The organism is Lentilactobacillus raoultii (genome assembly GCF_900411375.1).
In the GTDB taxonomy this organism is placed as follows: domain Bacteria; phylum Bacillota; class Bacilli; order Lactobacillales; family Lactobacillaceae; genus Lentilactobacillus; species Lentilactobacillus raoultii.
The window spans coordinates 1-26,495 of record NZ_LS422980.1; the positions used below are offsets into that span (position 1 = coordinate 1).

At 42.1% G+C, this 26,495-nt stretch carries 25 protein-coding genes; 12 read left to right on the forward strand and 13 right to left on the reverse strand.

Annotated features, from left to right (window positions below):
• The first annotated feature begins 134 nt into the window (after positions 1-134).
• The 4 genes from ED605_RS14515 to ED605_RS00015 all read left to right on the forward strand — a co-directional run bounded on the left by ED605_RS14515 (position 135) and on the right by ED605_RS00015 (position 5,386).
• On the forward strand, positions 135-419 hold the full coding sequence (locus ED605_RS14515; protein ID WP_162919705.1) for a hypothetical protein: 285 nt from the start codon (positions 135-137) through the stop codon (positions 417-419).
• 370 nt (positions 420-789) lie between these two features.
• The gene (locus tag ED605_RS00005) at positions 790-2,523 is read left to right on the forward strand and encodes an ABC transporter ATP-binding protein (protein ID WP_121976890.1); all 1,734 of its coding nucleotides are present in this window, start codon (positions 790-792) and stop codon (positions 2,521-2,523) included.
• Positions 2,524-4,416 (forward strand): ABC transporter ATP-binding protein, encoded by a 1,893-nt coding sequence (locus ED605_RS00010; RefSeq protein ID WP_121976891.1) that lies wholly within the window; start codon positions 2,524-2,526, stop codon positions 4,414-4,416.
• A 13-nt stretch (positions 4,417-4,429) separates the two neighbouring features.
• On the forward strand, positions 4,430-5,386 hold the full coding sequence (locus tag ED605_RS00015; protein ID WP_121976892.1) for a hypothetical protein: 957 nt from the start codon (positions 4,430-4,432) through the stop codon (positions 5,384-5,386).
• An 89-nt stretch (positions 5,387-5,475) separates the two neighbouring features.
• On the opposite strand, the gene apf is transcribed toward ED605_RS00015, so the two are convergent.
• The 3 genes from apf to ED605_RS00030 form a co-directional block, all read right to left on the reverse strand.
• Entirely contained in the window at positions 5,476-6,159 is a 684-nt protein-coding gene (gene apf, locus ED605_RS00020; protein WP_452233276.1) for an aggregation-promoting factor, read from the reverse strand.
• 328 nt (positions 6,160-6,487) lie between these two features.
• Positions 6,488-6,679, reverse strand: coding sequence for a hypothetical protein (locus tag ED605_RS00025; protein ID WP_121976893.1), 192 nt, complete (start codon positions 6,677-6,679; stop codon positions 6,488-6,490).
• A gap of 57 nt (positions 6,680-6,736) precedes the next feature.
• Positions 6,737-7,291 (reverse strand): GNAT family N-acetyltransferase, encoded by a 555-nt coding sequence (locus ED605_RS00030; RefSeq protein WP_121976894.1) that lies wholly within the window; start codon positions 7,289-7,291, stop codon positions 6,737-6,739.
• Positions 7,292-7,469: 178 nt separating this feature from the next.
• On the opposite strand from ED605_RS00030, the gene ED605_RS00035 reads away from it, so the two are divergent.
• The gene (locus ED605_RS00035; RefSeq protein ID WP_121976895.1) at positions 7,470-7,859 is read left to right on the forward strand and encodes a hypothetical protein; all 390 of its coding nucleotides are present in this window, start codon (positions 7,470-7,472) and stop codon (positions 7,857-7,859) included.
• 12 nt (positions 7,860-7,871) lie between these two features.
• Here the strand turns inward: ED605_RS00035 and trxA are convergent, their stop codons facing one another.
• The 4 genes from trxA to ED605_RS00055 form a co-directional block, all read right to left on the reverse strand.
• Complete coding sequence (gene trxA / locus ED605_RS00040; RefSeq protein ID WP_121976896.1) at positions 7,872-8,201, reverse strand: thioredoxin; 330 nt, start codon at positions 8,199-8,201, stop codon at positions 7,872-7,874.
• Positions 8,176-8,937, reverse strand: coding sequence for a TerC family protein (locus ED605_RS00045; protein ID WP_121976963.1), 762 nt, complete (start codon positions 8,935-8,937; stop codon positions 8,176-8,178). The genes trxA and ED605_RS00045 overlap by 26 nt, the downstream gene beginning before the upstream one ends.
• Positions 8,938-9,025: 88 nt before the next feature.
• Positions 9,026-9,643, reverse strand: a complete 618-nt coding sequence (locus ED605_RS00050) for a glycoside hydrolase family 73 protein (RefSeq protein ID WP_121976897.1) — start codon at positions 9,641-9,643, stop codon at positions 9,026-9,028.
• Positions 9,644-9,676: 33 nt separating this feature from the next.
• Positions 9,677-10,657 (reverse strand): linear amide C-N hydrolase, encoded by a 981-nt coding sequence (locus ED605_RS00055; RefSeq protein ID WP_121976898.1) that lies wholly within the window; start codon positions 10,655-10,657, stop codon positions 9,677-9,679.
• 156 nt (positions 10,658-10,813) lie between these two features.
• Here ED605_RS00055 and ED605_RS00060 point away from each other — a divergent pair, with 156 nt between their 5' ends.
• From ED605_RS00060 to ED605_RS00070, 3 genes are all read left to right on the forward strand, one after another.
• On the forward strand, positions 10,814-13,522 hold the full coding sequence (locus ED605_RS00060) for an MMPL family transporter (protein ID WP_121976899.1): 2,709 nt from the start codon (positions 10,814-10,816) through the stop codon (positions 13,520-13,522).
• 321 nt (positions 13,523-13,843) lie between these two features.
• Positions 13,844-14,308, forward strand: coding sequence for a C40 family peptidase (locus ED605_RS00065; RefSeq protein ID WP_121976900.1), 465 nt, complete (start codon positions 13,844-13,846; stop codon positions 14,306-14,308).
• Between the two features lie 181 nt (positions 14,309-14,489).
• The gene (locus tag ED605_RS00070) at positions 14,490-15,593 is read left to right on the forward strand and encodes an acyltransferase family protein (protein ID WP_121976901.1); all 1,104 of its coding nucleotides are present in this window, start codon (positions 14,490-14,492) and stop codon (positions 15,591-15,593) included.
• A 52-nt stretch (positions 15,594-15,645) separates the two neighbouring features.
• On the opposite strand, the gene ED605_RS00075 is transcribed toward ED605_RS00070, so the two are convergent.
• Both ED605_RS00075 and ED605_RS00080 read right to left on the reverse strand, forming a co-directional pair.
• A complete protein-coding gene (locus ED605_RS00075) occupies positions 15,646-16,071 on the reverse strand; it encodes a GNAT family N-acetyltransferase (protein ID WP_121976902.1) in 426 nt (141 codons plus the stop codon).
• A 13-nt stretch (positions 16,072-16,084) separates the two neighbouring features.
• Positions 16,085-16,747: a histidine phosphatase family protein gene (locus tag ED605_RS00080; protein WP_121976903.1), complete on the reverse strand. Its 663-nt coding sequence runs from the start codon at positions 16,745-16,747 to the stop codon at positions 16,085-16,087.
• Positions 16,748-17,208: 461 nt separating this feature from the next.
• Here ED605_RS00080 and ED605_RS00085 point away from each other — a divergent pair, with 461 nt between their 5' ends.
• Both ED605_RS00085 and ED605_RS00090 read left to right on the forward strand, forming a co-directional pair.
• On the forward strand, positions 17,209-19,347 hold the full coding sequence (locus ED605_RS00085) for an LTA synthase family protein (protein WP_121976904.1): 2,139 nt from the start codon (positions 17,209-17,211) through the stop codon (positions 19,345-19,347).
• A 101-nt stretch (positions 19,348-19,448) separates the two neighbouring features.
• A complete protein-coding gene (locus tag ED605_RS00090) occupies positions 19,449-20,237 on the forward strand; it encodes a potassium channel family protein (RefSeq protein WP_121976905.1) in 789 nt (262 codons plus the stop codon).
• A gap of 57 nt (positions 20,238-20,294) precedes the next feature.
• On the opposite strand, the gene ED605_RS00095 is transcribed toward ED605_RS00090, so the two are convergent.
• On the reverse strand, positions 20,295-20,618 hold the full coding sequence (locus ED605_RS00095; protein ID WP_162919706.1) for a hypothetical protein: 324 nt from the start codon (positions 20,616-20,618) through the stop codon (positions 20,295-20,297).
• 292 nt (positions 20,619-20,910) lie between these two features.
• Here ED605_RS00095 and ED605_RS00100 point away from each other — a divergent pair, with 292 nt between their 5' ends.
• Positions 20,911-21,576 (forward strand): CPBP family intramembrane glutamic endopeptidase, encoded by a 666-nt coding sequence (locus ED605_RS00100; RefSeq protein ID WP_121976907.1) that lies wholly within the window; start codon positions 20,911-20,913, stop codon positions 21,574-21,576.
• A gap of 152 nt (positions 21,577-21,728) precedes the next feature.
• Here ED605_RS00100 and ED605_RS00105 read toward each other — a convergent pair whose 3' ends face one another.
• The gene (locus tag ED605_RS00105) at positions 21,729-22,724 is read right to left on the reverse strand and encodes an NAD(P)/FAD-dependent oxidoreductase (protein WP_121976908.1); all 996 of its coding nucleotides are present in this window, start codon (positions 22,722-22,724) and stop codon (positions 21,729-21,731) included.
• Positions 22,725-22,789: 65 nt separating this feature from the next.
• The gene (locus ED605_RS00110; protein WP_121976909.1) at positions 22,790-23,902 is read right to left on the reverse strand and encodes a PrsW family intramembrane metalloprotease; all 1,113 of its coding nucleotides are present in this window, start codon (positions 23,900-23,902) and stop codon (positions 22,790-22,792) included.
• A 414-nt stretch (positions 23,903-24,316) separates the two neighbouring features.
• On the opposite strand from ED605_RS00110, the gene ED605_RS00115 reads away from it, so the two are divergent.
• On the forward strand, positions 24,317-25,273 hold the full coding sequence (locus ED605_RS00115; RefSeq protein WP_162919707.1) for a nucleoside hydrolase: 957 nt from the start codon (positions 24,317-24,319) through the stop codon (positions 25,271-25,273).
• A 101-nt stretch (positions 25,274-25,374) separates the two neighbouring features.
• Here ED605_RS00115 and ED605_RS00120 read toward each other — a convergent pair whose 3' ends face one another.
• Positions 25,375-26,175, reverse strand: coding sequence for a Cof-type HAD-IIB family hydrolase (locus ED605_RS00120; RefSeq protein WP_121976964.1), 801 nt, complete (start codon positions 26,173-26,175; stop codon positions 25,375-25,377).
• Positions 26,176-26,495: the final 320 nt, after the last annotated feature.

Genomic DNA, 26,495 nt, shown 5'->3' on the forward strand with positions numbered 1-26,495 from the left:
GCATCGGTCAGGGTAATCTGATATTTAATGGGGCGCATCGATGATCATTCCTTTAACTTTTTCCCCAGCATATCAAGAAACGACGATTATCACAATAATTTAGCTTTTCAAAGATACGTTACACTAGTCATGCAATGAGCTTGTATAATCCAGCCAATCCGTTTTGGAATCATGCTCATTGGGTGACGCTTCAGCAAAACGTGACCGTAACTAAAATTCGAAACACTGATCCAATGTCAAATCGTTATCGAGTAGCGACGTACTCATTAAAGAAGGGACACCACTTAAAGCTGTTCCACTCAGCGGTCAACGTTTCTTGGGGGTTGGATTCAGGCAAATTCAACACTAACCGCACTTACACTTACGCCGTTAATAAGAACGACAATAGCCACACTTGGTTTAAATTTGGCATTCATTAACAAATTCTTTAAGAATCTCACAAAGCGATCGGCAATTTTAGCCGATCGCTTTTTTGTCATCATTTTTTCTCGTCAGAACCTATTTCAGACCACTTACTACCATTTTTCGACCACCTACTTTAAATGGGTTTACGACTCTTAAAAAGTATCGTTTAATTAAGAATGGCACTGTATGAATCACCATTATTCTTTACTAATTTTATTGCAATCCTGCCAATTGTCGGCGCTATTGTTAAATATGTTGACAAAAGTATAAGAATATCTAATAATGGCGCCAAGAAAGCTGTCATTTCCTCTGAATTGGTGTAAACTAACCAGTGTTTGCAATAGATCATTCGAAAAAATTCAAAACTTGAAAGGAGCTTTCACATTGCTAAAAATCGCAAGGGGACGCGTTTCCTATCTGGCAGTTCTGGGGGCGGTCTTTTTTATGGCGATTCAAGTTATCGCCAACCTAAACCTTCCCAGCCTTACCTCGGACATTGTTAATAACGGGGTTGCTACCGGTAATATCAGCTATATTTGGAAAATCGGTTTTAAAATGGTCGGTTTTTCGCTACTCAGTATTGCGGCGGCCGTCTGCAACGTGTTCCTAGCTGCAACGACATCGCAAAAGCTCGGTAAAAATTTAAGAAGTGACATTTATCGAAAAGTCATCAATTTTTCAAATGATGAATACGATCAAATCGAAACTTCTTCTTTGATCACCCGGACAACTAATGACGTGGTCCAAATCCAAAACGTCGGCATCATTATGTTGCGAATGATGCTGATGGCACCAATTATGCTGATCGGGGCCAGCTTTCTGGCCTACAACAAAAACCATCAGCTGACCACCGTGTTCTTAGTTGTCTTACCAATTATGGCCCTCTTCATTGGTTTTCTGCTTTACTTCGCTGTGCCAATGTTTCGGGCAATGCAGACTAAAACCGATAAAATCAACCGGATTTTTCGAGAGGGACTAACCGGGGTTCGGGTCATCCGAGCTTTCAGACAAGATCAGTTTGAACAGGACCGCTTTGAGGATGCCAATAAAGATTACACGCAAAATGCCATCAACGTTAACGTCTTAATGGCCCTGGCCTTCCCAGTGATGACGATGATTATGAGTGGCACCAACATTGCGATCATTTGGTTTGGTGCTAAGTTGATCGGCACTCAATCCATGCAAGTGGGGAACCTCATTGCCTTCATGACTTATGCCATGCAGATTCTCATGAGCTTTATGATGATGTCAATGGTCTTTATTTTCATCCCTCGAGCCCAAGCTTCTGCTAAGCGAATCCAAGAAGTTCTAAATCTCCACTCAACACTCAAACTCAAAAAGAAGCCTGTCAAAATCGATCTTTCAGCACCAACTCACACCTTAAAATTCGACCATGTGACTTATCGATACCGGAACGCCGAACTTCCGGCGTTAACTGATATCGATTTTGAAGCCAAGAGTGGTCAAACTGTCGCAATTATTGGTGGAACCGGTTCTGGAAAAACTTCCCTGATTAATTTAATTCCTCGATTTTACGACGTGGAAGCCGGACAGGTTGAGCTGGATGGTATTAATGTGAATGACATGGCACTTGATCAGCTTCACGAAGCCGTTTCATTAGTGCCACAAAAAGCCACCCTCTTTACCGGGAGTCTTCGTGACAATATGAAGTACGGTAAACCTGATGCGACAGACGACGAAATCTGGCACGCATTATCCATTGCCCGGGCCAAAGATTTCGTTGCCGACTACCCTGAAGGACTGGATCTTCACGTTGAACAAGGTGGCGGTAACTTCTCAGGTGGCCAACGCCAACGACTAGCCATTGCCCGAGCCCTGGTTAAGCAATCGGCCGTCTACATTTTTGACGATTCATTTTCAGCACTGGACTTTAAAACCGACGCCGATTTGCGAGCAGCCTTAAGGCGTGATCCGCATATTCAACAAAGTATCACCGTGATTGTTGCACAACGAATTGCTACGGTTGCCGATGCCGATTTAATTCTGGTATTGGATAACGGCCGTTTAGTCGGTAAAGGTACCCATGATGAACTTCGAAAAACTAACCGAGTTTATCAAGAAATCATCCATTCACAAATTCGAGAGGAGGGCGATTAGATGGCTGAGAAGAATACTTCAAACGATACTCAAGCTCGACCAATGCCTGGTCGGGGCGGCCCTGGTGGCCCTCGCGGCGTTGTTGAAAAGCCTAAAAACTTTTGGAAAACAACGGCCCGCTTAATGCGTTATATGTCTGACCGGATTATCGGCCTCATTTTGGTGTTGGTCTTCGCAATTACCAGTGTCATTTTCCAAATCAGAACGCCAAAGATCTTGGGTCAAGCCACTACCGAAATCTATAAAGGTGTTATGAAAGGCACGGCTGAGCAAAAAGCCGGCTTCAACATTGGCAACCTGCCGATTAATTTCGATAAAATTGTTCATATTATCATCATTGTCGCCCTCATGTATTTGGCATCAGCGGTCTTCAGTTACCTGCAACAGTTCATCATGACACTGATTTCCCAGCGAACCGTTTACCGCCTCCGAAAACAAATGAAGCAGAAGATGCGCCGAGTACCAATTAAATATTACGATACCCACAGTAATGGTGATATCATGAGTCGAGCCGTTAACGATATGGATAACATTGCCAGCACCCTCCAGCAAAGTCTCACCCAAGCAGTGACCAGTTTTGTCACCTTTATTGGAACGTTGTGGATGATGTTTTCAATTAGTTGGAAGTTGACGCTGATTGCTTTTGTAACCATTCCTTTAAGTCTAATCGTGGTTGGTATTGTCGCACCCAAGTCCCAAAAATACTTTGCGGCTCAACAGAAAAGTCTTGGGTTGCTTAATAACCAAGTCGAAGAAAATTACGCCGGCCAACTGGTTTTGAAGAGTTTTAACAAAGAAAAAGATACCATTGATAAATTTGAAGAACAAAACGATCAATATTATCAATCAGCTTGGAAAGCCCAGTTTATTTCCGGTATCATCATGCCTCTTATGATTTTTATGAATAACATTGGTTATGTATTTGTCGCCATCATTGGTGGCATTCAAGTCGCCAACGGTAGTGTCACACTTGGAAATGTCCAGGCCTTTCTTCAATACACCAACCAATTTTCGCAACCCATTTCGCAATTAGCCAACTTGATGAACACTATCCAGTCAACGATTGCTTCAGCCGAGCGAGTGTTTGATGTGATTGACGAAGAAGAAATGAAGAATACCAATCAAAATCGACCGGTTGAAGCGAACACCGATAATATCGTTTCACTGGAGCATGTTCAATTTGGTTACGAAAAAGACGAGTTATTGATGACTGATTACAATCTCGAAGTGAAGCCCGGTCAACAAGTCGCCATTGTGGGGCCAACCGGTGCCGGAAAAACGACCATCATTAACCTTTTGGAACGGTTTTACGATGTCTCTGGTGGTTCGATTCGCCTAAAAGGCGTTGACACCCGTGATATCGATCGTGAAAAACTCCGCTCACATTTTGCCATGGTGCTTCAAGACACCTGGTTATTTACCGGGACCATTTACGATAACATTAAATACGGTCGCGAAGATGCGACGCATGATGACATTATCGAAGCGGCCAAGGCAGCCCATGTCGACGAATTTGTTCGAAAACTACCTGACGGTTATGACACTGTTTTAAACGAGGCGGCTTCCAACATTTCTCAAGGCCAACGTCAATTATTGACGATTGCCAGAGCCTTTGTAGCGGATCCGGAAATTTTAATTTTAGATGAAGCCACCAGCTCAGTGGATACCCGGACCGAAGTTCAAATTCAACACGCGATGAACGATTTACTGAAGAATCGAACCAGCTTCGTGGTGGCCCATCGACTTTCCACCATTCAAAACGCTGATAATATCATCGTGATGAATCATGGTTCGGTTGTCGAAACCGGCACCCACAACGAATTGCTGGCTAAGAACGGATTCTATGCGGATCTGTACAACAGTCAGTTCTCAGACAACGTTTCGTTTGATTAAGGAGGCGAGCACATTGAAAAAACGAATTGGCATTGCGATCACTGCTGTCCTTCTCACCCTGGGGCTTGCCGGCTGCGGTCGTCCAAATTTATCGGTAAATCACCACGATTTAAAGCCTGATGGATTGGGCGCTGTAATTAAGGGCCAGAGCCGTCACCAAGCCATCACTTACCGAGTTGATCAGGGCCCAAAGCAAACCGAAAAGACCCATAACGGCAGCTTTGCCTTAACCATCCCCGCCAAGGCCACCGACCAAAAGATTACTTTAAGTGCTGGCGGGACAACCCAAACCGTTAAACTGGCAAAGGCCAAACCAGTGATTGCCTACACTAACCTGCAAAAGAAATATAATCAAGCGCTCACGGCAACAGCCCTTTCCAAACAGGATCGCCAAAAAGCCATTACCTTACAGAAGCAAGGAGCTAAACTTAAGCAGCAGCAACAAGCCATCACCAAAACGGTGGCCACTGAAAAGGAAAAATTGGCAGCCGGCGACACCCGCGCGGCCAGCCAACTAGCTCGTCAAGCAAAAAAGGCAATCGCTTTGAAATCTCAAACAGCCAAGTTTCAGACAACCAGTGCCGAGGTGACTGCCGCAATGCATCAAGCAAAGCAGCGGGTCAAAAATCAATTATTGCCAACCAAGTCTCGCGATGGCATTCATAATTTGGTTTCAACTAAGGACATCAAGATTCGCGTCAACACTGATCGGCAACAAGTGGTTGGTTTAGCGCTGATGGTTCCGGTTAACGCACTGAAAAATAAAACCCAAGCCAAGAAATTTGCAGTTTCCTTTTCAATTTTGGCCGATAGTGCCGGTGCCAACGCTAAGAAATTGATGAAACAGTTCCAAAAACAAACTAAGTCCAGTAAGACCAGCAAGACGACCAATAAAGCCTTACATTCAAATGGGCTTGATTTTCGAATTGGCTATTCAACAACCACATTATATATTTACATCACAAAATAAACTCAAGCCAACAAAAAAGACGACCTCACCTATAAGATGAAATCGTCTTTTTTAATTAGCGCGAAAGGTCTAATGAGTACTTGTTTCGTTTAATACCAACCATTCGCTTGCCAGAAAGACTTGGCAGCTGACCATGACCCATATCGGCCGGCAACGTACTGGTTGGCCACCTTTTCCTGGTTGGCAGCCGAGTAATCACCATGCAGGTATGAAGCACTTAATTGATACTTACCAACGTACTGACCATTGCGAGCGGAGTATGAACCGCCTGATTCGTGTGAGGCAATCCAAGCTTTCGCTGAATTACTTGAACCGGTATTCGTTGTTACTGAACGTTGAGTGGTTGAGCGACCGGTTGTCGACTGACTAGATGTTGTCGGATAGCTTGATTGGCTAGTGGTATTAGCCGCTTGATAATTGCTGGTTTGTTTGGCAGTCGAGTTAGTTTGGGCTGACTGTTTATATTGTGGCTGAACATATGACTGTGTTGACGTCGTCTGTTGAGCCGGTTGAGTCGTCGTAGTCGACGTTGTTGTCTGGCTACCATCGGGAATGTTTAACTGCTGACCAACCGTAATCACACTTGAGCTGCTCAAATTATTTGCTTGATTAATGGCATCGACCGAGACATCATATTTTTGTGAAAGTCCCCATACGCTATCGCCGGATTGAACCGTCACAACGGTCGCAGCTGAAGCATACGAAAAACCTGCGAAGAAAAGACCAACAGCAGCGGCTGAGGTTGCGAGGATCATTGATAATACTTTTTTCAAAATTACACACTCCTATAAATACTTGTGTCTGTGACTGGAAGTTGCTGACCTCATCGATCAACAATGCTTAGTCTATCGCATCGGTGTAACAGACAAATAACACCAGTATTAAGCTTATCGGCAAGTGTGTAATTCATGTAACGGCTTGGTAATTTTTGTTAAACGTTTATTTATCAAAATAACGTCAAACCAGGCATACCCTAACCACTCACACGATTTGGCAATTTGTAATAAGTCGTGGGGAAAGTCTTGATTTTTGGGAAAATAATCCTCGATCAATCATCAATCAATCTCATTTTTAGGATTTATTTTGGAAATCAAGCCGATATTAAATGATTTCGACAATCAAAAACGAAATTGCCGCCCAAAATAAGCTGCCAATAAAGTCTTTCAAATAACTCATCCAAAAGAGCTGACCAAATCGCCAAAAATCAACGATTCCTTTAATCACGCCAATGACAACTAAGATCAACGCAACGATTTCCATATCATTAATCAATTGTGCTAATAGTCTTTTCATATGAGTTTCCTTCAAAGGGGTCTAAAAAAGCAGCCCTGTAAGACTGCCTTATCAAGCTTAAGATTCTTTTCGACGAATGCCATAAAACTCTTCAGGATAATAAATTTTGCCGCTTCGTTTAAACAATCCGCCATCGGTCAACGGTTTAATCAGATTGGCATTAATTGCCACCGGCATGGTTGAAAAAATATTGAAGTTTTCTGCAGCGACGTAGCCTAAATCATAGAAGAACTCCGTATTATCAATCGCACTAACTGCCGGATAACCTGCTAACTGAGCCCGATTTTCAAGTTCATAGATCAATGCCTGGCCCACGCCCTGTTTTCGATATTGCTTGGGTACACTAACTTCCACAATCGACACAATCCGGTGCGTATGGTGCGGCGAACGAATAGTAACCGGAATCATCAGGGCATGACCGATCAACTGGTGATCATGGTCTTTAGCCACCACTTCAAACTCAGAATGATAATCATTGTATGTTCGCAACCGGTCGACCATGTCCACCTCGTCGCCATCAGTATTGGTTTCACCATTTGTATAGCTTTCAGCAATAATGGCTCTGATCTCTGAATATTCGTCTCGCTGGGCAGTTTCAATTGAAAATTTCACGACTAATCTCTCCACTCTTTTTTCTATACCGTGTCTCCATCAAATTTAGTACTCATCAAATGATTTACATCAAGTCTGGTTGGACCATCAACTTGCCAGATGATCACACCTTCTTATACACTTAATATACAGTATAAGGGATAACCACATTAAAAAACAATGAGAAAGTTGGCTAATTATGTCCACAAAAGTAAAATTTGCAATTATCGCCGTTTTGACCTACATCATTTTTGTCATTGCTGCCATCGGTTTTGGCTTTCTTGATCCTCAAAAGATCGGCATTACTTGGAGTATTTTTTGGTACGTTGCAGCAGCCCTCATCATCTACTACCTCTGGTTTAAAAACGTTGTCTATCACCGAGTCATGTACTATGCTCGCCAATTAAAGCTCACCAAGGCCGATCTTCAAAAATTTTTGCCGAATTTAAAAAAGAGCCAAGTCATCCCCGACCCTCAACGAAACAATTATTTTGCACCTATTTTTAATTTTCCCCTGCAGGGATTGGATGTCCTGGATAAAGCCTTAACTAACGAAGCAAAGCAGCGACACATTCAACCTTTCAAATGAGCCTTAGTCGACTTAACCCTCTGTTACCTCGGCTAGCTTCTTATCCAAATAAGCGGCCAACTTTTCCTTTGGATAGATTCCCGACACTTTTTCAGCCGCTCGACCATTCTTAAAAATAACCAAACTGGGAACACTAAGAACGTGATACTGTTCCGCAATTTCCTGATTGCCATCCACGTTCATTCGACCGAAATGAATCCGGTCTCCATAAACCTTTTCCAAATCCGCTAAAATTGGTTCCAAGATCTTACACGGACCACACCATGGTGCCCAAAAATCAACGACGGTCAATTGATGATTTGTTTCAGCTTTAAGATTATCCTTCGTTATCGTGACGCTCATCTGTCTGCTTGCCCTCCTTTCGAACATAGTGAATGATTAACGTAATAATCACAGCCCCCAACACGATTAAGCCAAACAGTGGTGCTGGAACTTCAATATCAATCATCGGAATTGATAAGACTAATTTCAAGGCAATAATGTCAATTAAAATGTACGCCATCGGTTGTAGTTCGGGAATCTTTCCCATCAACTTCATAATCACTTCAGCGACACCCCGCATTGCCAAGATTCCAATCATCCCACCAATTAAAACAATCACCGGATTCGGTGAAATCGCCAGTGATGCCAGTACCGAGTCAATTGAGAAAACCACGTCCATGAATTCGATTTGCATGACCACCGACCAAAATAATGATAGTCGGTGCTTTTTTTGATTGGCTAATTTTTTAGTTCGAACTACTCGGGTTTTCCGGAAGAAGGAATAAACCAGATAGAACAGATAACCTGCTCCCAATACTTTAATTTCCCAAAAATGAATCAGGTAAGTACCCAACCCAATGATCAGAAATCTGAACAGGTAGGCACCCCACAAGCCATAAAATAGTGATTTCTCACGCTGGATCTTCGTTGGCAACGCCTGAGTCTGCGCGGCTAAAACCACCGCGTTATCTACTGAGAGCAAGCACTCAATGGTAACCAGGGATAAAATAATCAACCAGTCGCTGCCACTGGTAATAACCGTACTCCAATTATGTGCATCAAAAAACGGGCCGTATAAATTCGAAACCCAATTCAACAATTTGGCAACCTCTCCTCATCTTAAACTTCCGTTTCATTTGATAGATTATAATATTCTACCACAGACGGCAATAGGCAAATCGGAATTAATTTTCGTTGAGCGCTTCCAAATCGTACCGGCTCAATCGATACTTCACAATTAGGTGATTCAGCTTATGCGCATAATGCGGGTCGGTTGCATAGCCATTTTCCTGAAGTAACCGGGTCGTGGTTCGATAGCTTAAGAGATTTGACCGCCTGACGAATTTGTCGTGCAACAAGCGATTGTGGTCCATGATTGCCGATTGATAATTAGGATATTTTCGAAAGGCAGCCATAACTTTCACTGAATGACCGTTCTCAACTTCCCGGGTCTCAAACGACATTGATTGTCCGTGATAGCGCCCCTTAACGCCAAAGGGATTTTTAGCTAGTCGATACAGCGCTGATGAGCCAAATTGTGATTCCAAAATTGCCTGGGCAATGACCACACTGGGAAGTACCCGGCGATTCTGACGAAAATTTTTGACAGCCGGGCCGGAAATTTTCCGGATGAAGGCATCTTTCTGTTTAATGGTCATCTTTTGCCGATTGGACTTGTCAGCAACCGAAATACGAGGCTGTTGAGTAACGACCTGTCGATGAGTTCGAATCACGACAGCTGCCAAAACAACTCCCGCCACTGCAATTAAAAGTGCTAAAATCCACCAAATTCTTTTATGCAACTGTGTAACCCCACTTTAATTCAAATTAGCCAACTAATTGATTTCTCTGAAGTCAACCCGGTCATTTATCTGAAAAAAGATCGGTTCCGCTTGGCGAATCAACTCATCGGTTAACTGGATTTTAACCACCGACTTGGCATGGTATGGCTGATAATAATAATTTCGGCTTTCGCAGCATACCGCTGCCCGGTAAACCGAGTAAGTCGGTTGATGAGCGGCGCTCTTTGGCACGTTGACCGAGTCCAATAAATGCCAGCAATTGTCAAACGCCTCAATTTCATTTTCAGGTAAATCAATTCGTTCCTTTAGATAAGCCGCCCGAATAAATCGTGAACCGGGTGAATAGGATCCTGGTGGAATAGCCTTACCGGACACGTTACCGGTTGTTACCCGGGGTGTATTAAGCGGGACCGTTCGATGTTTGAATGCTTCGGTAAAGTTAACGTACTTTTCTAATTGGCGAAGTTGGCGCTCGAAATGATTACTGTTTGTCAAAACGCCCAACGGATTTTCAATCACTTCAATTGGATGCGTCACTGGTTCAATCGCTACGATTCGACCAGTTGGGTCACAGGCCGCAAAATGCAGTTCACTGTGACCGTACTTCAATAGACTATGCTTATCAGCCATCAATTCAATTTCATCAATGTGATCAATGATGTCTTGAACCGAACGGTAGTTAGACAACAAATAAAATGACAATTCAAAAGGAGCCAAATGAATCCACCCCGCGGTCGGTTCTTCAACCAGCTGGCTGCCATTGGTAAAGGTTAACTTTTGAACGGCTAAGCCAAACTCATTGACCCCATCGGAGGTATCGATTCGTCGGCCATGCTGACCACCTGAGCCTACCAGCGCGTATTTAGTGATGTATTCCCGATCATCAAATACTGAATGCCAGTGGTAGTGTCGTGGACAAAATAGTGGCCGGGCACCTAACTGCGGCCAGTCCATTGTTCTGGCCAAAACATGGGCATGATCGATCTGGCCAATTTGAAGGATGCTGGTACACATAAAATCGACTCCTTTCCTTACATTAAACTAAGATTTAATTTAAATTGTGCCGGGACAGCGATTTGCTATCGCAACGCGTGTCATAAAATGGTAAAATTTTCTTAACTGGGAAATTTATCTCAGTCACTTTTAGATACATACAGGGGACAGTTTATCATGCACGCAACAATTTTAAAATTACACAAGAATCGGGTATTCACGCTGTTAGTATGGCTGATAATGATCTTTATTGCAATTATTTCTGCTCCAAGCGTTACTAATACGCTCCAATCCCATAGTCAACCAACTTTCAGTGCTAAATCACAACCTACTCAAGCCGCCAAGCTTCGCAACCAATGGGGCTATCACTTGGCCAACACAACGTCAGTCAACGTCGTCTACGAGAATCCCACCGGCAAGTTGACAACCAACCAACAGAAAAAAATTCAATCCGTCATTAATCGATTAAAAAAGCACCGTTCATTTTACAGTATTAGTCGGGTTGTGTCACCTGATACCAACGTTTCCGGTCAGGCACAATTACTTTCAAGGGACGGATCGACTCAACTGGTTTCACTGGACATTAATGCCAAAAATAATCTGCGAATTTTAACCAATGAATTAAGTGGTCAAGTTAAAGTGCCCGGCTTACGTTCCTACGTTACCAGCCCCGAAATTATTCGTGACGTCTCAAATCAAAAAAATGCCCAGATCACTAAAATTATCCTGGTGGCGCTATTTGTTGCTTCGACGTTGATTGTCGGTCTTTATTTCAGAGCTCCTCTGGCAGCAGCCGTTTCATTTATGAGCCTCTTTGCTGCTTTTGTCACCGCCTATAGTCTTTCACTGAATCTGGCCAAACATTTTAACTGGGCGTTTTCACAATACGTTCCCCTTGAGATTGGTCTGGCCACTTTGGTATTAGGCACCATTTGGAATATTTATCTCTACCGTAAATTTAGAAGTGTCTTGACCGTTCAACAGGAGGCCAGAGCAGCCACTAAACAAACAATTCAAAGTTTACGATTTCCGATTGTGACGGTGGGCGGTTGTTTAACTATCTTATTTGCCCTTTGTGGCTTCATTAATTTTAATGAGATCCGTGCACTTTGGACATTGGCGATGACCTACCCGATTCTGATTCTGGCTGTTTTGACCCTCAATGCCGTCTTTATGGCTGCATTGGGAGAGAGCCTCTTTTGGCCATCCGGAACCCCACAGGCGACGATGAAGTCCCACTATTGGCGAACAGCTACTGAATTCTCACTTTGGCAACCAATTGCCGGTTTTTTAGTTGCCCTATACATCACACTGCCCTTTATCTATTTTTATCATAATAGTTTGAGCTTTTCTGCAATGACTAACTTAACTGAAACCAGCCAGGCTGTTAAGGGCGCCCGGGTATTGCAAGCTCATTTTGGCGAAGGAAAAGCCACCCCTGTCACGATTTACTTGAAAGCCAACCAGCCGCTTAATAACGAGAAAGACCTACAAAGTCTTGATCAATTAACCAGTAAGCTTCAACATACCAAGGGTGTCCAAAATGTCTATTCACTCACCCAGCCTGGCGGTATGCCAATTGATAAATACTACGTTGCTAATCAACTTGATGCCATTGGCTTAAGCTCAAAGGAAGCCACCGGCCGATTGTCTCAAGCATCTAACAGCTTACATTCAAATGCAGCTAAGCTTGATTTAAAGGCCTTAAAACGCCAAGTTAACCAATTATCGACAATGGTCACTAAAAGCAATCAGATTGTTCAAGACAGTAGTCGTCTAGCCGCTCAAGTCAATCGGACTGCTGCCAATTCAAGCGTCACGGTGCAACAAAACGCGTCAAAACGGGTTCGCCGATACCAACAGCAAATTAATCAGCTGGCACAATCACTTCAAAGCGTTTCTTCAGGAGTTGGTCAATTAGCAACCGAGGGAAAAGTCATCCAAAGCTATGGTCAAAACAGCTATAATAATTTGCAATCCTATAGCCGCCAAATCAACCAAGTAAAACAACAACTGAAGCGGGTCAATCAACAGGTGACGGCCTCAACCTCACAGTTAAACGGGATTTACGATTACTTAAATGGGTTACAAAAATCTGGTGGCGCAAGTATTTATTACATTACGAAAGCCCAACTTGCTGACACTGACTTTCAGCAAACACTATTGAACTATGCCAGTCAGAACAAGCGGTTGACAACGCTTCAAGTCGTTTTCAAAAATGCCCCGTCAAGCCAAACAACGGTGCATCAAATTAAACGATTACAGCAACAGATTGACCTTCAGTTAAGAGGAACTTCGCTTTCCCAAGCGACTGTTGCCATCACAGGGGAGCCGGTTGCTCAATCAATTATTCAATCAAAGATGACCCACCATTTCACTACCTTAATGGCCATCCTGGTCTTTGGCATCTTGCTAGCTGTCTTCATTCTCAGCCGGGCAATTCTTCAGCCGTTTTATTGGACCGCTGCGTTTGTCATGTCTGCACTAACTGGTTTTCAGCTAACCTACTTAACCATGCACTTTGTTGCAAGTGTTAAACAATTTGACTGGCAGGTTCCCTTACTTGCAGCTGTAATCCTGGCCGCATTTGGCGCCTGGCAAATCATCGCACTCGGGCTATCTTACCGATACACGGAATTATCTCTTCTTGATTGGATTTTACCGACGATGACCAGTTATGGCCAAATCGTCCGCTATATTTTATTGGTGGTTGTCATTCTGTCCATTGCGTTGACCTTTGGCGCATCCTTAGCCATGATTGAGACTGCTTTGATCGTTATTTATACAGCGTTTATTTTCTACTTGGTTCTCCCAATGATCGTTTCATCGTTAGGAAAACTGGCAGTCACATTGCCGGATAAGAAAAATATTCTCAAAAATAAGTAGCCGATCACGGCAATCATCATGAATTTGTTCACAAATTGTAACATTTCTCGTTATTTTAGACTCAAGAACCTGAATTTTGCTTTAAAATGCTTTATTATTTCACCAATTTAAGCAATCCGTCCGAAATCTTTCGGGCGTTTTTTATTTATCCGGACAATTCATTTCCCGTCATAACAACGTTTATCCACCAATAAAACAACCGGTTGCTCAAAATATTTCGTGACGAAATCTTCCTTAACTGCATTGAAAATTGTTTGTCACAGTCCTGCAACAAAGGACTGGTAGGATTGTACTTGTAAATTGATAGGGAGTTGTTAAATTATGAAAGTACATAGACAAATCGTTTTAGTTCTGGTTGCATTTTTCACATTGTTGACAGCAGGTTTTACCACTGCACAAGCTGCAAAAACAGATGAACCAACTTATTCATCTATCTACAACGTTGCTAAGCAAAATCTTGGTAAACCATATGTCTGGGGCGCAACGGGTCCTTCGTCGTTTGATTGTTCCGGCTTTACCAGCTACGTTTACAAAAAGGGTGCTGGTGTCTCACTTCCAAGAACTGCCCAAGCACAATACAATGCTGAAAAGAAAGTTTCTTACAGCAATCTCCAAAAAGGCGATTTGGTATTCTTTGGCGGTAGCGCCGTTTCTATTTCACACGTTGGCCTTTATATCGGTAATGGTAAAATGATTGATGCTCAAAATCGTGGTGTCATTACTGAAAATGTCAAAGCACCTTGGTGGCATTATGTTGGCGGCGTTCACGTCACAGATCTTGATTAATTGATTTAACGAATTTAAGTTTCAACATATTCATGACAACTTAATATCTATTTCAGAAAGCGACCGAAGCAAGTAACCTCTTGCCTCGATCGTTTTTGTTTTTCCTGGTATCTCAAGATCACCTTGCCACACCTGCCGGCAACGATTAGAATGTAAGTAGTTTTTTGATGGAGATTTTCAAATGGAAAAATTCAGTCACTCAAGTGATACCGATATTGGCGATTACCTGAAACTCTTTGCCTGCACAGCTGTGATGCTTCAAACAGTTTTAGCCTTTGCATTGAAGCTGACTGTTTCCGAAACCAGCCAAATCTTTATCGGAATTATTTATAATCTGATCAAATTTACAGCACCGGCGTTTATCTTTGGTATCTTATATACAACCACTCGCAAAACTATTTTAACCGGTCGCTACCAACCTTATTTAAAACAGCAGTGGCATTCTTTATTTGTTCCAACAATTTGGTGGACCATGATTTACTTACTCATCACCCCCGACCTGCAACAGGTTCATCATTATGATGATTTAAAGACTTTTCTGTGGCAGTTTGTTAACGGCAATGCGGCACCCCACCTCTGGTACAATACGATGATGCTACAGTTCATTCTTTTAATGCCGTTATTCTGGCTGATTGGCCGTTGGTGTGCCACGAGCACGAAGCGGGGACTTCTGGTTGCTTCGATCACCGCCATCGTCTACCTGGCTTGGATTATCTTTTACGATCAAGAAGTATTTCACGGCCCCCAGATGGTCCACTGGTATCTCCTTGATCGCTTCTTTTTGAGCTTTTTGGCTTATGGAATTTTTGGAACGCTGGCCTGGCAGTATCGCCAAGCCGTCAACCGCTTCTTTCGGACTTGGTGGCCAATCGGTTGTTTGATCTTTCTTGGCAGTTTCTACTGGATTAACAACGAACTTTTTCAGTTTGGCTTCCCAATTATGCTTACAAACGCGCCCTACTACAAGCCCACCATGGTACTTTATGATCTGACTGTTATCAGCCTGATCGCCGCACTGGCAATTACTCAACTCGATCATCGAAGTCCTGTTAATCGAGTAGTCCATCTTTTAGCCGTTTTTGCTTATAAGGCTTTTCTATCAAACGCTTTTTGGACAGAGCTGCTTTGGCTGGCGGGTGGCAAACAACTGGTATTGCATCATCTCTGGCTTGGAATTGCCACTCTCTACCTGGGAACGTGGCTATTGTCATTTGCCTCAGCTTTTGCAATTCACTTTGTATGGCAGAAATTATCGGTTACCATCCCCAATTTCGCTGGAAATTAAAAACTGTGACTCACGAGGTTATCTCGAGCCACAGTTTTTAATTTTATTTTTATTATCGAGGACGAGCCATGTTAATATGTTGGATGCCAACTTCTTGAAACGGTTGGCCAAATTGTTTAAATCCAAGTGTCTCATAAAATCCTTTGGCACTTTCCTGAGCACCAAGGTAAAATCGTGAAAATGCGGCGTACTGGGGTGCTGCTAAAATTGTTTCCAACAAACACTTAGCGTAGCCACGATGCCGAAAGTTTTTTAGCGTCGCAACCCGTTGAATGTGAACGCCCGCTTCTGTTAAAGTGACCCTGGCTGTTGCGACAGGCCGGTGATTCCCGTAGGCTACATAGTGAGTTGCCTGGGCATCCGTTCCGTCAAATTCAAGTGCTTCGTCAATTCCCTGTTCATTGACAAAAACGGCCTTCCGAATCGAACGGGCATCCTGATAAATTTGGTCCAGTTTTGAAGTTTGTTTAATTTCCACTAACCCAGCCACCTTATGATTGGACGTTATAGGCGGTGACGGTCACCTCATCACCATCAAATTGTAACTTGGTTAAGCTGCCATTGGCCGGGCGCGTTGTGACATCAAATTGACCATTACCAAAGCGTTCAACCAAACTCAGTAGTGTGTTACCGTGACTAATTAGTAACACGTTGTCGCCATCCTTAATCTGAGGATTATTTTTAATTAGTGCCAAACCCTGATCCAAGCGTTTCCAATACTCTTCGTTGTTTTCAGCTTGATGAAACGGATCAGCTTCTTTTAAATAGTCCTTAGCCTTGCCAATTGAATACTTTTCAACAATCGACTTAAATGTCGGCAATCCGTGCGGAGCTCCCGCCAAATACCAAGCCTGATCCATATCGTTACCCTCAAAATAGCCATAGAACTCTTCCCGGAAAAATGGTGATGTAATTGGCGCTTTAACGTCGGAAGCAACGTTATGTTTTAACACTTCCTTGGCAGTTTCTTCAGCTCGAGTGGTGTCACTGCAATAAGCTGCAACAAACTTAACATTTTTTAATTTTTCCCCAGTATCCACCGCGTTCTGACGTCCTTTTTCAGTCAGAGGTGAATTACTCCATCCCTGAAGCTTGTTATAGATGTTAAAATACGTTTGACCGTGACGAACCATATACAAAGTAAATTTAGTCATGTCTTCACATCCTTTGCCTTTGATACCTTAAGTATACCAACTTATACCGGGAATGCGGACAAAAACTTGTTGGTTAATTGGTGCCAAACCGCTTGGATCCGCTCACTTATTTTAGGACAGCTTCTCCAAGCAACATCGCTCCGTATAAGGGATTGATTCAAAAAATCCAAGCCCATGATTTTCCGAATCAACGCCTTATCCTCCGGGTGTTAACCGCTTGGATCCACTCACTACTCTTAGGACAGCTTCTCCAAGCAATTTACTGCGTCTAAGGGATTCATTGGCAAAAAGCCAAGTGCGGGCTTTTCACCAATGAACGCCTTAGTCTCCGTAAATTAACCGCTTGGATTCGCTCACTTATTTTTTTAACTTTCCCCCAAGTTCTTTGCTTGGCACTTTTTTCTTTTCACTTATCTGCTATCATAAATGAAGTACGTATTTTCATTTAAGGAGTCGGCATCTTGAAATATGTTAATTCAATCCTTGCAAAATGCAGTACCCGTAAAGGATTTCTTTTATTATTAATCATTTGCTTCTGGGTAAAAACCATGTTTGCCTACTTTGTTGATTTCCGATTAGGCATTACAAATCCGTTTCAATTCCTAATCGTATTAATCAATCCATTGGCAACAACCGTCTTACTACTAAGCATCCCACTTTACTTTAAGAAAAGTCGGATCTTTTATCCACTCGCTATTATCATCTCAATTTTAAATACAGTTCTCCTATACTTAAACGTGATCTATTTTCGCGAATTCACCGATTTTATGACGGTCAGTACGATGACCGGTTATTCTAAAGTAAACCAGGGCTTAAGCGGCAGTTCCCTGGCATTAACCAATGTCCACGATGTGATCTACTGGTTGGATTTAATTGTGATTGTCATTTTAATGGTGACTAGAAAAATCAAAATCGATCACCGCCCACTTAATCGTCGAATCGGTTTGGCGGTCACTTCGCTTTCCGTCCTATTTTTTGCGATTAATTTATCGCTTGGAGAAATGGATCGGCCTCAATTGTTAAGCCGGACGTTTGATCGAACTTACATTGTCAAATATCTTGGACTGGATGCCTTTACCGTTTATGACGGCATTAAGTCCCAGCACACTAACGATTTGCGGGCAACTGCAACCAAATCCGAGTTGGGAGATGTTTTAAAATTCACTCATCGGCATTATGCTAAACCCAACAAAAAGTATTATGGCATTGCCAAAGGAAAAAATGTCATTATCCTTCATCTTGAAAGTTTCCAACAATTTTTAATTGGCAAAAAGATTAATGGACAAGAAGTCACCCCATTTCTTAACAAACTTTACCGAAGCCATTCATCGTATTCCTTTAAAAACTTTTTCCATCAGGTTGGCCAAGGAAAAACTTCAGACGCTGAAAACATGCTTGAAACCAGTACCTATGGCCTTCCTCAAGGCTCGCTGTTTGCACAACTTGGCAGTGACAATACGTTCCAAGCCGCACCGGCCATTTTGAAGCAACGCCGCAACTATACCAGTGCGGTTTTTCACGGTAACGTTGCCAGTTTCTGGAACCGAAATAACGTTTATAAAGAAATGGGCTATCAATACTTCTTTGATGCCAGTTACTACGATACTTCCGGCGACCGATCCATGGGCTATGGCTTAAAGGACAAACTGCTATTTAGGGATTCTATCAAATATCTGCAGAATCTTCAGCAACCATTTTATGCAAAATACATTACCGTCACGAACCACTTCCCGTATGATCTGGATAAGGAAGATACCAACTTCAAGACAACCAATACGGGAGATGACGTCGTCGACAACTATTTTGTTACAGCCCACTACCTGGATCAATCCATTCGTGAATTCTACCGGTACCTGAAGAAGTCCGGTCTTTTAAAACATTCGCTGATCCTACTTTATGGTGATCATTACGGGATCTCCAACTCCGAAAATAAAAACCTGGCAAAGGCCCTTGGCAAGAATCCGGACGACTGGACAGATTATGATAATGCCCAACTTCAACGGGTACCGTTAATTATCAACATTCCTGGTATGAAGCACGGCTATATTTCCAAAAAGTATGCCGGTGAAATCGACGTTTTACCTACCTTGATGCATTTATTAGGCATCAGTACCAAACGTTACGTTCAATTTGGCACCGACATTTTCTCAAAGCAACATGATCAGGTTGTTGCCTTCCGAAATCAGGATTGGGTTAGCCCCGCATTCACTTCTATCAGCGGTGATATTTACTCAAATAAAACCGGCCAACTGCTTAAACTAACCAAGCGTCAGCAAAAACAAGTTGATAAGGATAAATCCCGAGTGGACAAAGAACTAGCCTTATCTGATTCGCTAAACGAAAAGAATTTGCTGCGCTTCTATCATCCGAAAGGCTTCGAAACGGTTGATCCCCGTAAGTACAACTACGCTAACTTATACCAAAAAGAACTTAAAATTAATAAAGAGCGTGGTAAAAAGTCGACCAGTCTTTATTCGAAGCATGGCAATACGATTAAGGATTACGTCACTGATGCGCCGGAAATTCATCACAAGTCAACAGATTCCAACCGAATCAAGATTACCAACCCGGATGCAAGCAATAATGATAGCAGCAGGTAATGCGTAAATAAAACGATTAATGATCGAATTGTAACTCGTTCAACCATACTCTTAGTTGCCAGGTAAAAATCAACCAATCATCTTAATGGGAAGATGGTATCGTGAAAAAACAGGTTCAAAACAAACATTGGGTTAATTTGCTAATCTATAATCTTTTAGTCAGTCTACTGGCAGTGGCATCATTTGCTATGGTTATTTTGGCAATTATTAACGTCATCACTTTGAAGCGCGGGCCTTACCGCCTGATTTTCTTCCTGATTTGGGGCTTCTTTCTAATCGATTATTTAATCCGGTTGAAATTAGCGCCTTCCAAAAAGGATTTTCTGATTTCAAACTTGTTTGATTTGATCGCACTAATCCCATCACACCCGATTTTTGCACTTTTCCGAATTGCCCGGATCATCACAATTATTCGGGATTATAATCTTTTATGGAAACTGGGTTGGACTGGTAAATTCACCAACGAAATTCATCGGTTCTTGTACGATACCGGCTTTATTTACCTATTTTCAATTAGTCTGGTAATCTTGATTGGCAGTTCACTGGTCTTTGCTTCATTTGAACACGTTTCACTTCAAGAAGCACTCTGGTGGGCCATCACAACCGCCACAACTGTCGGCTACGGTGATGAAACGCCTCATACAGCCGGTGGCAAGATTGTCGCTTCGCTACTAATGCTTGGTGGGATTGGTTTTCTAGGTTTACTGACCTCTACAATTACCGGCTTTTTTACAAAACAAGATGTTGAAGAAGATCGGGATCGAGCTTTAAAACACTTAACCAAACAAGTGGATCATCTATCAAAGCAAGTTTCCCAGTTACAAAAGACTATTCAAACGCCGCAAGAACGAAAGCCCAAACCGGCTCCTAAAAAGAAACACCATCAATAGAAAAATGACCAATATAATTTTGACAAAGTCTGCCGAATTGTATTGAGTCTTTTAATTTTACATATAAATGATTGATAAAAATATCGCAAGGAAAATTACTGTTGAGAAAATAGTAACAATTGTAATAACCATTAATCCTTTTTTATTGTAAGGGTTGATTCGCTTACCGCTCGGCCCTGCCAACCAAAACTTGTCAGATTGTTTGAGAGAGCTGCCATATTTGTGAAGATTATAAATCATCAGCCCATATAAATACCAAAATAAAATTGTAAAAGACAGAAGTTGCAAGCCAACGCCGATGGTTAGCGAAATTATGCCAGTCTGCATTAAGATAATCGTTGCAAAGAAGAGCCCAATCACTAAAATAATCGCGATTATCAATCCTAAGTTACTTCTTTTGGGCATACTTGGCTTTGTAATACTGGTTACCTTCCTTTCAAAACTACGAGGTTATTTTCTATTATCTAAAACCGTCTTAGCTTGTCAAGTTTAATTTTACCTTTGTACTTAATTGCTTAACAAATACTCACTTATTCGAAAGTTCAAAAGCCTTTACTTTTAATTGTTATGTGGTAGCATTCGATTAACATTTAACCATATTTATCGAAGGTAACATTTTTGCTTATTCTACGTTTAGAAAAAACAGTAGTAATAATTTAGTGAGGTGAGATTTATGAAAAGCCAAGGTCAAAAAGCTTCAACCGCAAACTATTGGTGGGCGATCGTTTCATACATTATGATTTCTCTTCCCGCAATGTTTTTTGAAAAAGTCAGCAATGTTACTAAATCTAGTCTCTTTCCCTATATTGTTACAATTCTAGAAATTGTCATGTTGTTAATAGTTGGTCGGTTACTAATTGGTGAAATGAAAAGTGAATTGAAGCTTTTTTCTAAAAAGATCCCCGTATATTCCTTATATATCCTTTTGGGTATCGTCAGCATTATCGCTTGGAACATTATCTGCAACATTGTCTACTATCATCCAAACGTAAATGCGAGGAAATTCACCACTACCGCAAATTCAGCGCCGCTAATTATGTTTATTTTTGGTGCAATCCTGGCACCATTTCTAGAGGAATTGGTATTCAGAAAGGCTTTAATTGCCGCTTTTAAATCAGTTTTCAACTCAACTATCCTGTCCATTCTGCTTTCGAGCCTGCTGTTTGGTTTAGCTCATTGGGATTGGGCCGAAACGGCGCTGACTTCCAAAGCTGAACTAATGGGTCTCTTATTACGATTTGGAATGGGTGTAATTTTATCAATCTTATATTTAAAGGCCAAAAACATTTTTGTCCCAATTGGCATCCATATGGCAATTAATCTGATTGCAGGCGTTTAGTAAACCTGTCACAGCAACCCTTTTGAAAATTAACTCACCTTTAATTATTCGGATATTTATACCCATCATGCGAATAGTTATGTAATTAGACTAACCGAAATGGCTAGCCTTTTTATTTTCCATTTGATAACAATTTGAACAAAAAAATCATTTCATCGATGCATCGACGTGCTGTGCAGTGGTCCCCGTCTATCCGGGTAAAGTGACTGCATCATAGTGTTAACTGCAACCGGTGCTTCGCCAAAGGCTGTGGCGATTAGTGGCTCCTTCCCCGGATATTCGGAAACATCCCCAATTGCCAATACATTTGCCAACTCGGTTTTTCCAGCTGACTTAACCGAGATTTTACCGCGGTTAACTGCCGGATGCGCTTCCCAAGCATTTAAAGCCTCGTCTTGGGCAATAAAACCGTAATTAACAACAATTTTATCGACCGTTAAAGTTTTTGTTTCATCTGATTTCATTTTTTTAGCTGTGATCATGACCTGATCATCACCAGTTGCTTGCAGCTGCTTAATCAAATACGGTGTCACCGGTTCAATTGAGGACGCTTGTAGCCGATCGACACTATGCTCCATTGCCCTGAACTTGTCACGCCGATGAAGCAGATAGACCTTTTTGGCAACTGATTCCAACAATAGTGCTTCATCGATGGCTGAGTCACCACCACCAGCTACCAGGACCGTCTGATCTTTAAATTGAGCTAAATTCTTAACGCTATAAAATAGTTGACGACCTTCAAACTCATCACTATTGTCAACTGCCAACTTGCGCGGATTAAAGGCACCGACTCCTGTGGCAATAATGACACCCTTGGTGAGCGTCGTTTCCTGATTTGTCGTAATTTGATAGCCACCATCGACCTTTTGGACATTCTTCACCGTTTGATTCAGTTTGACGGCTGTTTCAACCGTCTTAAGTTGACTTTCGAGCTGTTCAACCAGATCTCTGGCTTTAATTTTTGGATAGCCGGCCACATCTAAAATAATTTTTTCCGGATATAGTGCACTTACCTGGCCACCTAGTTCGCTTAAGCTCTCAATGATCTGGGCTTTGGCATTTCGAAGTCCCGCATAAAAGCCGGCAAACATCCCTGCCGGCCCACCACCAATAATGGTTATATCATACATTGTTTCACTCGAAGTCATTTTTGAGATTCCTCCTTAGATTCATAAAGGGTGACTGTCATCACCAATTTGAGTTTCTGTTTAGTTTAACGCTTTTTTGAACGATTCTTTTCCGATCTGCCTTTTTTGAGCCGGTGCTTTTTCGGAATGATAATTCGCTGGCCTTGAAGTGTTTTGACTTCCCTTAAGCCGGCATCAATCATAATGTAAATTAAAAACCAGCCGATAATAATATCAAGAACTTCCTGCATAATGGAAACATTTAAACCGGTATTCGGAATGTCCCAATCCCAAAATGTGTGTAAAGCGACCGCAATCAAAAAGAAAATATAAAATTTAGGTTTAGTAAAGAAATCGCGCATTGTAAACGGCTTTTTACGAGCTTTTCCCAGAATAATGGCGCCGCCCATAATGGCTGCCCAAATAGTGTGGGTTCCAATTGCCTGAAAGCTACGGGTAAAAATAGTCATTAAGCCATATTGACTAATATAACCGGAACTTTCAAAGACTGAGAAGCCGGCCCCAACTGCAGCCCCGATCAAGACACCGTTAAATATGTAGTTAAGTCGATACGAATTAATAAACAGAATCACGACCACACATTTGGCAAGTTCTTCTACAAAGCCGACAACCAGTGCCGATTCAATACTCACATCCGTTCGAATTGGCAGCATTAAATAAAATGTCATGGTCACAAGCAATGATAAGATCCCGCCGACTAAAAAAGTCGTTAGGACCTGCAGAACCGAAATATTTTGATAAACATTAATTTCGAAAAACATCATCATCAACGAAAACGGCACGGCCAGTGACCCAATAAAAATCAGCCCGGGAATTGCTTTATTGCTTTTAAAAAGAAATAGTAACAGCATCAGCATCGCAAAACTCACAGCCAACACAAAAAAGATTCTGGAAAAAAACCACGGTTTAACCGGGCGACTCGACACCTTTCTCAAACTAGGGGTTGTGCTCCTGGTTCCCACAATAAAGAGTCGATCTGCTTCATCTTTAGTATGCCGCTGAAAAACTTCAGAAAACATCCTCGATAGATGAATTTCAACCGGATTGTCCTGGGATTCGTCACTCAACCGCTTGGCAATGTGGTCATCCAAGTTATCCAGATTATCATAATTTCGTCGAACGCCCGTCCAAATCAGCGAGAAAAAATTGCGCCCGATTTTTTTATTTTCGAGTTTCATTTAAAAAATCCCATTTCTTAATAGTATTACTATTTAGCGTACCTTACCCAGCAAACAGATTCAAGTCGGTGTCGCTCACTCTTTTAGGACAGCTACACCAAGGAGATTCCTACATGTAAGGGATCAGGTGGAAAAATTCAAAAACAGAATTTCCTCACGTGACGCCTTACGCTCCGGAATCTAACCGCTTGGCTCCACTCACTTTTCCTAGGACAGCTCCTCCAAGCAGACCCCTGCATGTAAGGGATTAGATTGAAAAATCCAGGCCCGTAATTTTCCCATCTAACGCCTTACATTCCGGAGTCTAACCGCTTGGTTCCGCTCACTTCAAATTTTGAATTATCCGTCATTTTCGGTTATGATTAGGTAAAGGGTTTTCATCCTTGATATTACAACATTATGGAGGTAGCTTTAATGGCCCAGAAAAAAATGATTCTCGATCTTGATACCGGTATTGATGACGCAATGGCAATCGCATATGCCGTTGCTGATCCGGACGTTGATTTAATTGGTATTATCGGCTCATATGGTAATGTTTACGTCGAAGATGGCGTTATTAATTCACTTAAAATTCTCGAACTGTTGGGTGCAACCGATGTCCCAGTTTACCAAGGCCTGTCGCACTCGTCTGAAAGTGACCACTTTGATCGCATGCCGGTTAGCGCTCAGATCCATGGCGAAAACGGGATTGGTGAAGTGGATCTTCCTGCCCCTAAGCGTCAGCCGGAAACTGGTGATGCGATTGATTTCTTTATCGATGCTGTTAAAAAATATGGCAAAGACCTAATCTTGGTTCCAACCGGCCCATTAACTAATCTGGATGCCGCAATTAAAAAAGCACCTGAAATTACCAACGAAATCGGTAATATCACAATCATGGGTGGCGCTGTAACCGTTCCAGGAAACGTGACCAACGTCGCCGAGGCTAATATCCAACAAGATGCCACAGCCGCCGACCATGTCTTTCGAAAAGCCCCATTGACCCAAGTTGGTCTTGATGTGACCTTACGCACACTGTTAACGAAAAAAGAAACCCAGCAGTGGCGTAACCTAGGGACTAAATCTGGTCGCGCTTTCGCTGATATCGTTGATTACTATATCAAAGCTTATGAGGTAACCAGTCCCGACCTTCATGGGTGTGCCCTCCATGATCCGTTCGCGGTTGGGGTGGCGATTAACCCTAACTTTGTTCAAACTATCAGTTTAAACATGTATGTGACAACCGATGAAAAATACTACGGCCGAACGACGGGAGATCCGGCACGACTTTCAGATCCTAATCCAAATGTCAAAGTTGCCGTTAATGCCGATGTTGACGCCTACTTAGACGCCTTCATGACCCACTTAACCGGCCTCTTTAAACAACATTAATCACAGATCCATAAAAACGACCGTCTTCGTATTTAACGAACTGACAGTCGTTTTTCATTTGAGTTAAAAGTCTACTGGGGATTGGTCAACTTCTGTTAAAGTTAGCGTACCGAAAAAAAGCTCTTGAGATAACTGCCAACACCGTCATTATCATTATTGCTGGTAATGACGCTGCTAATGGCCCGAATTTCATCCGTACCATTCTCCATTGCGACCCCAATTCGAGCGTGTGAGATCATGCCAAGATCATTTTGCGAATCGCCAAACGCCATCAAATTTGAAAAGTTCCAGCCAAAATGGTTTAAAAGGGCTTTTAAGCCAACCGTTTTATCCATTTTTGGCGCCAAAAACTCTAAGATTTGTGGTTGTGACCGGACAACATGGTAACGCCGACTGATTCTAGCAGGCATCGCTTTAACAAAATCATCCAGAAGTGCCGGTTCCTCACACACAACTGCTTTGGCATATGACTCAGTTTCCGCCAATTCAGCATAGCTTTGTGAAGCAAACTCGATATTGCCTTTAAATTGTTGTTCATACATGGAAGGCTTTAAGTCCGAGATCGCATAGACTCGTTCAAAATTCAAAATGTCCAATGGGGCACTGAATTCTTCTGCAAGTTTATGTAAGGGCTCAAAATCTACTTTTGCCATGCCACTCTTAAATAAAGGCGTCTTATCGTTGTTGTGAACAACCAATGCGCCATTAAAGGTAATGGTGTAATCATCCTCACCTGTTAAACCCAATTGTTCAAGGTATGGCCAGATTGCATTAATCGGTCGGCCTGTGCAAAGGACGACTTTAATGCCCTCATCATGAATCTGTTTCAAAATAGTTTCATTAATTTTGGAAATTGTTTTATCACTTGTCAGCAAGGTGCCGTCCAAGTCCAAAGCTACCATTTTAATCACTGAGAATATCCCCCTCTTTTAGTATAACGAGGTTAATTTTAATGAAAATTGAGTAAAAAAACAATCCTTTTAGGAAGATCTTACAAATAACTTCTTAATTTTGAAGAAACCGACATTGACTGTTCATGGCTAATTTGACATTTAACTAAGTGCTTAAATCATTTGAGATCGATAATTATTCCGGACAAATTAAAAAGCATAACAATTTATTGATTAAGTCAATGCCCTAATCAGCAATATCCAGTCATTATTTCACAAGCAAAAAAGAAGCCAAGGCCTTTAATAACCTTGACTTCTAAATTCATCCGTAT

Bases quoted from the DNA above. Each gene is read 5' to 3' on its own strand.
- ED605_RS00025 (WP_121976893.1), bottom strand. From the start codon at position 6,679: ATGAAAAGACTATTAGCACAATTGATTAATGATATGGAAATCGTTGCG.
- ED605_RS00055 (WP_121976898.1), bottom strand. From the start codon at position 10,657: ATGTGTACCAGCATCCTTCAAATTGGCCAGATCGATCATGCCCATGTT.
- trxA (WP_121976896.1), bottom strand. From the start codon at position 8,201: ATGAGCGTCACGATAACGAAGGATAATCTTAAAGCTGAAACAAATCAT.
- ED605_RS00100 (WP_121976907.1), top strand. From the start codon at position 20,911: ATGAAAAGCCAAGGTCAAAAAGCTTCAACCGCAAACTATTGGTGGGCG.
- ED605_RS00065 (WP_121976900.1), top strand. From the start codon at position 13,844: ATGAAAGTACATAGACAAATCGTTTTAGTTCTGGTTGCATTTTTCACA.
- ED605_RS00035 (WP_121976895.1), top strand. From the start codon at position 7,470: ATGTCCACAAAAGTAAAATTTGCAATTATCGCCGTTTTGACCTACATC.
- ED605_RS00080 (WP_121976903.1), bottom strand. From the start codon at position 16,747: ATGACTAAATTTACTTTGTATATGGTTCGTCACGGTCAAACGTATTTT.
- ED605_RS00120 (WP_121976964.1), bottom strand. From the start codon at position 26,175: ATGGTAGCTTTGGACTTGGACGGCACCTTGCTGACAAGTGATAAAACA.
- ED605_RS00070 (WP_121976901.1), top strand. From the start codon at position 14,490: ATGGAAAAATTCAGTCACTCAAGTGATACCGATATTGGCGATTACCTG.
- ED605_RS00115 (WP_162919707.1), top strand. From the start codon at position 24,317: ATGGCCCAGAAAAAAATGATTCTCGATCTTGATACCGGTATTGATGAC.
- ED605_RS14515 (WP_162919705.1), top strand. From the start codon at position 135: ATGAGCTTGTATAATCCAGCCAATCCGTTTTGGAATCATGCTCATTGG.
- ED605_RS00010 (WP_121976891.1), top strand. From the start codon at position 2,524: ATGGCTGAGAAGAATACTTCAAACGATACTCAAGCTCGACCAATGCCT.
- ED605_RS00105 (WP_121976908.1), bottom strand. From the start codon at position 22,724: ATGACTTCGAGTGAAACAATGTATGATATAACCATTATTGGTGGTGGG.
- ED605_RS00060 (WP_121976899.1), top strand. From the start codon at position 10,814: ATGCACGCAACAATTTTAAAATTACACAAGAATCGGGTATTCACGCTG.
- ED605_RS00110 (WP_121976909.1), bottom strand. From the start codon at position 23,902: ATGAAACTCGAAAATAAAAAAATCGGGCGCAATTTTTTCTCGCTGATT.